This window comes from Microcystis sp. 49638_E5 (genome assembly GCF_021300285.1).
Taxonomy (GTDB): Bacteria; Cyanobacteriota; Cyanobacteriia; order Cyanobacteriales; family Microcystaceae; genus Microcystis; species Microcystis aeruginosa_C.
On record NZ_JAJTDH010000010.1, the window covers coordinates 213,985 to 223,722 of the forward strand.

General features: G+C 42.3%; 12 protein-coding genes. 7 read left to right on the top strand and 5 right to left on the bottom strand.

The annotated features are described in order from the left end of the window. Window positions 1-16: 16 nt before the first annotated feature. Together LW728_RS04745 and LW728_RS04750 are read left to right on the top strand one after the other, a co-directional pair. Complete coding sequence (locus LW728_RS04745; protein WP_287765451.1) at window positions 17-883, top strand: alpha/beta fold hydrolase; 867 nt, start codon at window positions 17-19, stop codon at window positions 881-883. Between the two features lie 99 nt (window positions 884-982). Further along, a complete protein-coding gene (locus tag LW728_RS04750; protein ID WP_149987003.1) occupies window positions 983-1,186 on the top strand; it encodes a hypothetical protein in 204 nt (67 codons plus the stop codon). A 151-nt stretch (window positions 1,187-1,337) separates the two neighbouring features. Here LW728_RS04750 and LW728_RS04755 read toward each other — a convergent pair whose 3' ends face one another. Further along, window positions 1,338-1,535, bottom strand: a complete 198-nt coding sequence (locus LW728_RS04755) for a hypothetical protein (RefSeq protein WP_036400102.1) — start codon at window positions 1,533-1,535, stop codon at window positions 1,338-1,340. A gap of 575 nt (window positions 1,536-2,110) precedes the next feature. On the opposite strand from LW728_RS04755, the gene LW728_RS04760 reads away from it, so the two are divergent. From LW728_RS04760 to LW728_RS04780, 5 genes are all read left to right on the top strand, one after another. Then, window positions 2,111-2,317: a hypothetical protein gene (locus tag LW728_RS04760; protein ID WP_012264701.1), complete on the top strand. Its 207-nt coding sequence runs from the start codon at window positions 2,111-2,113 to the stop codon at window positions 2,315-2,317. A gap of 2 nt (window positions 2,318-2,319) precedes the next feature. Further along, the gene (locus LW728_RS04765) at window positions 2,320-2,547 is read left to right on the top strand and encodes a hypothetical protein (protein ID WP_287765455.1); all 228 of its coding nucleotides are present in this window, start codon (window positions 2,320-2,322) and stop codon (window positions 2,545-2,547) included. Window positions 2,548-2,611: 64 nt separating this feature from the next. Next, entirely contained in the window at window positions 2,612-2,908 is a 297-nt protein-coding gene (locus LW728_RS04770) for a BrnT family toxin (protein ID WP_043995702.1), read from the top strand. Then, a complete protein-coding gene (locus LW728_RS04775) occupies window positions 2,859-3,065 on the top strand; it encodes a hypothetical protein (protein ID WP_043998001.1) in 207 nt (68 codons plus the stop codon). Before LW728_RS04770 ends, LW728_RS04775 begins: the two co-directional genes overlap by 50 nt. 70 nt (window positions 3,066-3,135) lie before the next feature. Then, window positions 3,136-3,810, top strand: coding sequence for a hypothetical protein (locus LW728_RS04780; protein WP_002802640.1), 675 nt, complete (start codon window positions 3,136-3,138; stop codon window positions 3,808-3,810). A 189-nt stretch (window positions 3,811-3,999) separates the two neighbouring features. Here the strand turns inward: LW728_RS04780 and LW728_RS04785 are convergent, their stop codons facing one another. From LW728_RS04785 to cpcD/petH, 4 genes are all read right to left on the bottom strand, one after another. Then, window positions 4,000-5,871 carry a GTPase family protein gene (locus LW728_RS04785; RefSeq protein ID WP_002802642.1) on the bottom strand — a complete coding sequence of 624 codons (1,872 nt, stop codon included), beginning with the start codon at window positions 5,869-5,871 and terminating at the stop codon, window positions 4,000-4,002. 212 nt (window positions 5,872-6,083) lie between these two features. Further along, on the bottom strand, window positions 6,084-6,959 hold the full coding sequence (locus LW728_RS04790) for a 3'(2'),5'-bisphosphate nucleotidase CysQ family protein (protein ID WP_287765460.1): 876 nt from the start codon (window positions 6,957-6,959) through the stop codon (window positions 6,084-6,086). Between the two features lie 92 nt (window positions 6,960-7,051). Next, a complete protein-coding gene (locus tag LW728_RS04795; RefSeq protein ID WP_287667805.1) occupies window positions 7,052-7,894 on the bottom strand; it encodes a ChaN family lipoprotein in 843 nt (280 codons plus the stop codon). Window positions 7,895-8,143: 249 nt separating this feature from the next. Next, window positions 8,144-9,343 carry a bifunctional rod-capping linker CpcD/ferredoxin--NADP reductase PetH gene (gene cpcD/petH, locus LW728_RS04800; RefSeq protein WP_287667807.1) on the bottom strand — a complete coding sequence of 400 codons (1,200 nt, stop codon included), beginning with the start codon at window positions 9,341-9,343 and terminating at the stop codon, window positions 8,144-8,146. Window positions 9,344-9,738: the final 395 nt, after the last annotated feature.

Sequence of the window (9,738 nt, forward strand, 5' to 3'; positions counted from 1 at the left end):
CGTTAGACAATGGTTAATGATTATTAATCCCCCATTAACCATGGCTATTTTAGAAAGCTTTCTCGAAGTCGGCTCTCTCAAGTGGTTTTATCGACAGGTTAACCCCGCTCAACAACCGGACACAACCCCCGTGATCCTACTCCATGGTTTACCCGCCCATGGCTATATTTGGCGGGAATTATTGACCAGTTTAGAAGAATATAACATTAATGCCATTGCCCCCGATTGGATCGGTTCCGGTTTATCCGCTAAACCCGATGCCAGAGATTTCGCCTACACACCTAGCGCTTTTTGTCAAGCCTTGGCCGATTTTATTCAAGCTCTCCAATTGCCGAAAATCTCCCTGATTGTCCAGGGTTTTTTAGCCTCCGTCGGTTTACAATACGCCCTAGAAAATCCCGATAAAATTGAGCGCTTGATCGTTTTAAATACTCCCCTCTCCAGTGATGTTAAATTACCCTGGATAATGAAACAATGGGGGCTACCTTTCCTCGGAGATATGGCGACTCAAGACCCCTTATTAGTCGATCGTACTTTAGAAACTGGTAGCGGTTTTGTGATTAGTGATGCAGATCTGGCTATTTTCCGTCAACCTTATCTAAAAACTTCGGCAGTGGGTCGCGCTTTACTGGCCACGATTCGCAATTTAAACCTATCGAAAACTATGGCAGAAATTGAGACAGGTTTAGAGAACTTTGAAAAACCTATCCTTTTTGTCTGGGGAATGGCGGATCCTTGGTTATCTTCTGTCACCGTTGAAAAATTAGCTACTAAATCAGGAGTGGAATTAATCCCCCTCGCGGAAGCGAAACACTATCCCCAAGAACATTGGTCAAAAGAAATTAGTCCCCAGATTATTAATTTTCTCGGACGCAAAACCTAAACCTCGATACTTTCTGGGAATTGATAGCAAAATCTCCCTAGAAAGTATTGATCAAGTTATCCTTAGTATATCACTGTAGTTCTGCACTGGCCACCCCCTATGGAAATACCAGCTTTAGGAAGGATAAATATAACAAATAATCCCCCAGATATTAATAATTTAACCGATTGGGAGCGAGTTAAATCGATGGGTGATCTAGAAATCGAGGCTAATGCTTTGTCAGATCCCGATGCGCTCCCTTTTGATGATGATTGGGAAAATGCGGCGATTATTTCTGCTTACAATAAATTAACATCTCAATAATTGCTAAAACTGATAATTGTCTCAGGGTTACTTGTTATGAAAGTTTAATAAAATGTTGATCAAGAAAATAGTGATAAAATTTTTTGTTAGCTCAAAACAATAAGCAGGGAATCATTTGATAGTAATCATTCCACATTACCCTCAAATCGAATTACTTAATATTGATTATTTGAACCATATTTTCAAGTCTATGTATATAGGCTTGATGATGTCTCCATGCTTCTAAAATACTTTGTAATAATTCATCTTTTGAAAAACAACCAGAATCAGCTACATCTTCAATTTGTCTGATTAGATCATCTTCTAACTCCAATTCTAGCATACTCACTTGTTTAGTTGTGTCTGCCATACTTTTATCTATCTAAAAGTTGATGGAACTATCATACCATAGGAACTCAGCACTGTGGTATCTATTAAACCCCACAATATACCCATTGCTAGGTCTTGCATATATGTATATATAATACCACCTACTAAATACCCTATTATACCCCCTGTTGTACCTAATGATGAATAAAACCTAAGATTATTTTGGTTAAAATTTGTGAAAAATAGCCTTTTAATAGTAAATAAGTCGATAAGTCGATGGTATTTGACCTATTGCACCCATTAAGTACCGTCAGGACTCGTTTATGTTGATTTGACATATCTGGTGCGATTGCTTGACATATCTGGTGTAATTGCTTGACATATCTGGTGTAATTAGGGTAAGATAGGATACTGTAGTTAGGATGCTAAGTTTCTAAAGGCAGACTATTATGGACATCTATAAGAAAGGACGATGACAACCCTTAAATCAGACTGTAGGGTCAATTCATGAATTGACCCTACTATAGCCCTCAATGGTAAAAATGGCTCTTCTCGACCTTAGTGATCAGTTATCAGTGAATCGATACAATCCATTCACTAAATTAACAAAAAAAAATGGCTACCAGACAATTTCGAGTAAATCTTAGTCAAAAGGACTCTGAATATCTTAAAGAAATAGCTAAGGAGCTAGGCTTAACAGAGTCTGAAGTCATTCGTAAAGGATTAAAACTAATGGCTTTATATGCTAAAACTGAGACGGAAGAAGATACTCAATTAATACTTCAAAAAGGTAATGAACAGAGACCACTACTAATTGTTTAGTTATGACCAGTGATTCAAAAAATGAGACAGGGGAAGTTAACAAGCCAAAAGACCTCAGCGCTTCTTTGGCTCTTCCAACTCAAGGGAACTCTGTGCATCATCTTCTAAAGAAGAATCCGGATGCTTATCGTTTAGACAATGAAGTATCTGCATTTGGTAAACCAGCTACAGCTATATCACCCTCAGATCAACGACATATAGTCATTTCAGATAAGTCTGATACACTCTAGACCGGTTAAACCCTTATGAACTCTGGCATTGATATTCTCAATCTTAATTGAAATGACTATATTTATGCAATTTAGAGAATTTGACTGGGATCAGTCTAAAAGATATTCTAATATAGAGAAGCATGGGATAGATTTTGCGGCTGTTCCTCCTATTTTCGATGGTCACTGTCTAATCAGAGAAGATAATCGCCAAGATTACCAAGAAATAAGGATGTGTTTGCTGGGACAATTAAACGGGATAATCTGTTATGTTGTCTATACTATAAGAGGGGAAACTTGCCGATTGATTAGTGCTAGGAGAGCAAACGAACGTGAGCGAAGAAAGTATCAAGAGAGTATCCCCCAAGATGGGGATTGTTAACACAAAAGAGGAAAGCCAAGATTTAACCGATTGGGAGCGAGTTAAATCGATGAGCGATGCAGAAATCGAGGCTAATGCTTTGTCAGATCCCGATGCACTTCCTTTTGATGATGATTGGGAAAACGCGGCGATTATTTCTCCCAAAATATGGGAATAATATAATCGGCTAGTCAAATATATTATTTTTTGCAGCTAGTTAAAGATTCTCGATCGTAGTGGTTTTAATCATGGATAAGAAACTATTATTAATGGTCTTATATTTAGTAGGGTTAAATTGTCTGTTTTTGAGTGACCCTCCTACCGTATATGCTTCTGATTCTGCCTTCATATATTCCTGTAGTTTTATCAAAAAAAAGGAAGTAATAAAACCGTCTGGCATTTGTCTAGTGCATATTTCCATGTCTCAAGGCGTTTATAGCGGATCAATTTTATGGGAAGATAATACAGTGACGACTTATGAAGGGGATTTTAATATATCTGCAATTGATGTAATGGTCAATAACCGACCGGCTGTTCGCTCAGATAATCCTCAAGGAAAAGAATATTGTTTTACTCTTCTCGATAATGAAAGTCAGTTATGCTTGTATGAAACAGAGCAAAAATCTTATTTCCCTTTTTTGGCAAGCTGCAGTTTTTACCAACAAGGAAAATTAGTTAGACAGGCCCCTTTCTGTGCAGGATTAATGAAAGTCAGTCAAGGAATAATGTTTGCTAAAATTCTTTGGGATAGTGATTATGTTAGTATTGTTAATATGAATGTTAATGAAATTTCAGCTAACGCTACTATTGACAATCGAAGAGCGGTTCATTCAGTTATCGGTAAAGAATCCTGTTTTACTTTTTTGGATGATAGAAGTCGTATTTGTATAGAGTTTAGAGAGGATTTTAATCCTTTTGAATAAGTTGGAAATGGTGGCAGTTAATGGGGAGGTTATTGTGGAAATTGTCTCCAGAATAGAGATAGTCTCGATCATTACCAAATAAGCGTCGGAAAAATTAGGCTTTGCCGTGGGAAAATAAGTCTATGGGGTGGGTTAAATCCTCTGATGTGATGATTGCTGTGGAATAAAGTTTTAGCTTAATTAATCTGGTTAGAGGCCTGTTTTTATCGTCTCTAAATACCCCTGATAACTTGACCGGAACTGTTCGATCGATAGGTTCTTTGTCCAATATTCTACCAGAGCATGACCCCAGGCCCAAGCTTCCTTGTCGGCAGTGCTATAATTTTCTAATAGTATTGGCCAAAGTGCCAATAAATCAAAACTTTTATTCTCTGGATTTAAGAGAGAAGAAAGCTCATAGGCCATCTGTAATTTACCGATCGCTACTGGTAATTGTTCCACAGGAATTTGTTCAGCTAAAAGATAGGCTAAAGTCGGTCTTCCCGTGGCTAAAGTGGAGATAAAACCTAGAATAGGACTTTTTAATAGGGCCGTTAAACCTTGCCCCGTGGCCATCTGTAAAGTATAGCGATCGATTATTTTCGCCGCTGCCAGGGTTCGAGTTTCCAAATCCGCTAAAAAACGGGCTAAACGCAACTGTTTTGCGGGTGAAATTGCCCCCAGTAAAGCGATTGATAACTCCTCATCCCCCCAAGCTTCTCTATCCGGCTGTTGACTGACCATCGGCAAAATGCGATCGCAGAGATCCTCGAATAATTCCGCCCGATACTGCAAGCATTCGCGGATATTGACTTCTTTGGGACTTTCTCCCGTCAGCCAATTATAGGGAGGTTGCCACTCTCGCACCGGACGCAGGCGATCAACTTGAGAAACACAGACTATAACTGGTAAATTGTCAATAGTTTGTTGCAAATCTTTAAGAAAAGCCTCATCCATGGCCAGGGCGGGATCGAGGGCGGGGGTGACAAGAATCAATAAATCGGCGTTTTTGGCATAATTAAGAACCTTTTGCCGATCATCAGCCCGATTTGCCTGTTCGTAGCCCGGGGTATCCCAGAGGATTAACTCGTCCCCTTCTGGGGTTTGCCAATGGTAGGATTGGATGGCATCGGTACTGGGCAATAGATCCACTTGGGCTAAATCGGCCCGAAAGAGAGTATTGATTAAACTGCTTTTGCCGGCCCCGGTGCGTCCAACCAGCAGAATGTTAACCGGTTGGCGATCGATTTCCGTGATCGGTTCAGCTTGGGCGAGAATTTCCTTGAGAGTAGTGGTGGCGATTTTGGTCTTGGTGGGGAGAGTTGGGGCGAGATTGCCGCCACTGTAGAGTAACACCGCTTGGCGAGAGAGGTTTCTTAGGGCATTTTCCCGCAAAACTTGCCCTAAATTGACTAATAATTGCTGATCCGCTCGATCGCTGTACTTTTGACTGGCAACTTTAGCCACAGCCGCAGCGGGATTGATTACCCATTGCGCCCAATTCCAGACCTGCCAAAGTTTCTGGGCCGAGGGTTGCAATTTTTGATAAACTTCGTAGGCTTGATAGGCTTGGCCGATGGTGATTTGATTCAGGGCCGGGGAAAGATTCTGCATCCAGCGATCGCTATCATCCACGGTTCCCCGAATTAAACCGTAGGCCTGGGGAATGTAAATATTTAATAAGGGGTACTTGACATCGGGGTAATATATATGGGCGATGGCACTGACCAAATCCTGACAGCGTTGCCAAAAAGTCGCCCAATCTTCCCAAACCGGGCGATCATTGCGGGCCTCGACGATAATCCTCTCGATAATTTCCTCGACATTGCCCCCGGAATCACCCTCAGGAGGGGTTAATTCTGCCTTAATTTCCCCGATGGCGGCTTCAATTTCCCCGACTGCTGGGCGCGTCCATTTGACCAACAGGAAGCGCCAAGCCACAAAAATCAGGGTAAAAACTGCCCAAATCCAATTCAAACCCCATTGATTGATCTGGACACTGGCGGCCACGATCAGAAAGATGACCACGGCGGCGATCGGAACTGCTAAAATCAACCCTTGCCAAGTTTTTAACCGTAACATTGCTCGATCTGGTTTTTTTCCATTCTACCGATCTCTGATTCTCGGTTAGGGGGGCAGAAATTAAGCTCTCTTGGGTTTGGTGGGTAAAATGTATTCTAAGATACAGTACCGCCGGCGAAGGACTAGAACGAACCACAAAGACACAAAGGACACAAAGATTGATCGCTCCTATATAAGTTAAACCGATCACACAAAGAATAAGAGAGCAGAAATTAGACAGTGGCATCAATTTGGGCGAGGATTGCCGTGGACAACTGACAAAGTTGTTGATGACAAGGACCATTACTGGCCATGATCCCCCCCCATTGCCGCACATCGCCGCGATTATAGCGCACGGGTTGACCGTCAAAATAGGAGAATTTGCCGCCTGCTTCCGTTAAAATCAACTCCGGGGCGGCAAAATCCCAGTCTTTAGCCGCCGATTTCCCCGATAGGGAGATATAAACATCGGATTTTTGTTCGAGGATCGTGGCAATTTTACAGCCCACACTACCCACATAATTTTTACCTAAGAAGGGTATTTGACTTAATAAATTATCAAAACGTTGGTCACGATGGGTACGACTAACTACCAGATAGAGATCGGTAATTTTATCTTTATTGGCAACTTTTACCTGTGTAATATTTCCGTCGCTAGTTTCTAGAAAAGTACCTTTTCCTTTTTGGGCAAAATAGAGTTTTTCTTGATCCGGTAGGGCAACCACGGCGATGATCGGTCTTCCCTGATAACATAAAGCGATATGTAGGGCATATTCTCCCGTTTTGTTGATAAAATCGCGGGTTCCGTCCAAAGGATCGATAATCCATACCCAATCTTTCGGGATAGCTTCATTGCCTTGATGGGTTTCCTCGCTCAGATAACCAAAGTCGATATCAGAAAAATTTGTTTGTAATTCCCCTAAAATATAGTTATTTGCCGCTAAATCCGCCGCCGTCACCGGTCCGCCTTTTTTCTTCTTGTTAACGGCTAAATCCTGTTCACCCCGGTGGTAGGATTGGAGAATTTTAGCACCACCCCAACCGACGGCACGAGTAACAGCTAAAATGCGATCGAGTGTTTCGGTATCTTGACAGGTTAAATTAATCATAAAATAGCCTCAGTTTTTCAGACTTATTATCTACTAAATTTAAAGACTGGCTTCTTAGCTTATCATCCCTTGCTTCCTAGCTCCTGACTGGCTTAATTTTGCCCTTGCCAAAAATAATCGGCGGGTTTTTTGGTTTCTTCCGGTGATGATTGGGGAGCGTCTCCCAAGAAAACCGAACGCTGGCTGACGCGATCGCCTAATCTTCTTTGGACTCGACTGGGAATGCCGTAACCGTAGGCAATATGACCTTTTCCTGCTAGGACGATGATCTGATATTCGGGATGAGCTTGCCAGAATTTAGCGATCGCATCGGCCATGGTTTCATCCCAGAGAACCTGTGCCAGAAAAAAGCGATCGAATCCCTGACTTTTGCCCCCCGTGTGTTGCTGATAAACGGCTAGGATCTGTTGACGATACTCCTCGTTATCCTGGTTTATTTCGCTTTTAGGGGGAATGTAGGTCATTTCTGAGGTGGAGAGGCTTTCTAAGCCCTCCTGTGCCACTTTTCTAGTGATTTCCGTGGGTGTATTGAGGGCGATCAATGGTAGTTTTTTCGCCTTGGCCAAGCGCAGGATCGGGGCGTAAAATTCCCAATCAAATCCCCAACGTTGGTCGTATTCACTTTTTTCTCTTAACTGATTTTCGCTAATTTTGCCGGCTAAATACTGATCCAAATAGATTTGGTAAGGACGTTGAAACATCTCGAAAGCGATGGCTATTTGGGGATTATTAGCCTGTAAATACTTGATAATAGCTAATTGGGCCTGATGATCGGCTTGACTATCGTGTCTTTCTCCCAGATAAATAATCTCGGCTGTTTTTAAATCTGCCAGAATTTGTTTTTGGCTATTAGTAAAACTCCAGGCCCGGGGCAGCAAAATAAACAGTAAGCAGAGGGCAAGGAAAACGGGAAAAAAGCGTCGAGAGAATTTCATCTTTTTAAAGGTCTTTTAAAAAACCTAAGTAGATAGGTATTAAAAACTTTCAGATGCCCCCCTTATTAAGGGGGGATTAAGGGGGGATCCCCCCAGCTATCGGCACCCCCCTTATTAAGGGGGGTAGGGGGGATCGAACCTAAAATCCATTTTTAATTTAATTATAACCAGCTACTTATCTTAACCGAAACCAAGACAAAAAAGGTGGGCATTGCCCACCCGAAAAAATTTTCAGAGAACCTTTTTGGTTTAGTAGGTTTCTACGTGCCAGCGATGTTCTTTTTTCAGTTGTTTCTGATAGACAGACCAATCGGTGCCATTTTTAGCGGCAGCACCACTGATAGCATCGTCGATACCATCTTCCATCCCTTTCAGTCCGCACATATAAGCGTGGGTTTTGGGACTTTGGAGTAGATTCCAGATTTCGTCAGCGTGTTCGGCTACCCGGTGTTGAATATACATTCTGCCGCCCTGGGGATTTTGCTGTTCCCGGCTGATGGCATAGGTGAGACGGAAGTTATCGGGGAATTCCGCCGCGATTTTCTCTAATTCTTCTTGGTAGAGAATATTGGCCGTTTTGGGAACTCCGAAAATCAACCAAGCTAGACCTTTGAATTTATAATCTTCGTGTTGTTCCTTGAACATCCGCCAGAGGAAAGCCCGGAAAGGAGCGATTCCCGTCCCGGTGGCCATCATAATGATAGTGGCATCTTCATCACTGGGTAGCAGCATTTCCTTACCCACGGGGCCGGTAATAGCCACATCAGCGCCCACCTCTACATTACAGAGATGGGTGGAACAAACTCCATAAACCGTTTCCTTGGTTTCTGGGTGTTGGTATTCCAACTGACGCACGCAGAGGGATACGGTTTTATCGTCTAATTTATCACCATGACGGGTGGAGGCGATCGAATAGAGTCTCAATTTATGAGGTTTGCCATTAGCATCGGTACCCGGGGGGATAATACCGATACTTTGCCCTTCTAAATAGCGTAAATCGCTCCCAGAAAGGTCAAAGGTGACGTGTTGTACGATACCGATACCCCCCTCATCAACGAGAGCATAATTCTCGATACATTTGCCGATAAAGGGTTGATTCGGACGGTAGATATTGACGGGGATATCTGTTTTTTCTTTCGCTTGAGTCATGGCCTTTTTCTTGGTCTGTTCGGTGACGGGCGATGATTGAGCGATTGGCTGTGGTGTGGAGGCACTAGAAAAAGTTGCTACGGGGGCAATCCCATTTAAGGGTTTGATGCTGACGATACGACCACCTAAACGGGTAATCCGACGCATTTCTTGATTCATGCGACTGTAGGGAACCGTGAAGAACACGCTTCCACTCTGACGGATTGAATAATCCAAGCTGTCAGTATTGTCGTTTTGATTGAGACCCGCCACTTCGTAAACAAATAAACGGTTTCCCGCTAGTGTACTCGGACTGTACATTAAATATAACTCCCAACTCAAGTCACGATAATCGTTCCATAGTTTAGCCTACCATCGGTACACTACACCTAGGCCTAATTGAGAGTTATCTTAAAAAAACCACAGACATCGCTTTTATCTTTTCCTTAAGGATAGGTCAACTCTCTGGTTAAAATCTGTTACATTTGCAGCATTTTTACTTTTTATTAAGATTTCTGCTACTTTTCCCTATTTGTGCTAAAAATCCCCCTAGTTTGCCTGATCAGGACAAGAGCGGGGGACAGATATTAGCAATAATTATTTTTTGACATCCTCGCCGCCCTAAAAGTGCGGCGATTCCTAAACCTCACGATTTAAGTTTCTGCTTCCACCACCGTCGCATACCACAGTTAAAAAACCATGTACTGTCTTACACA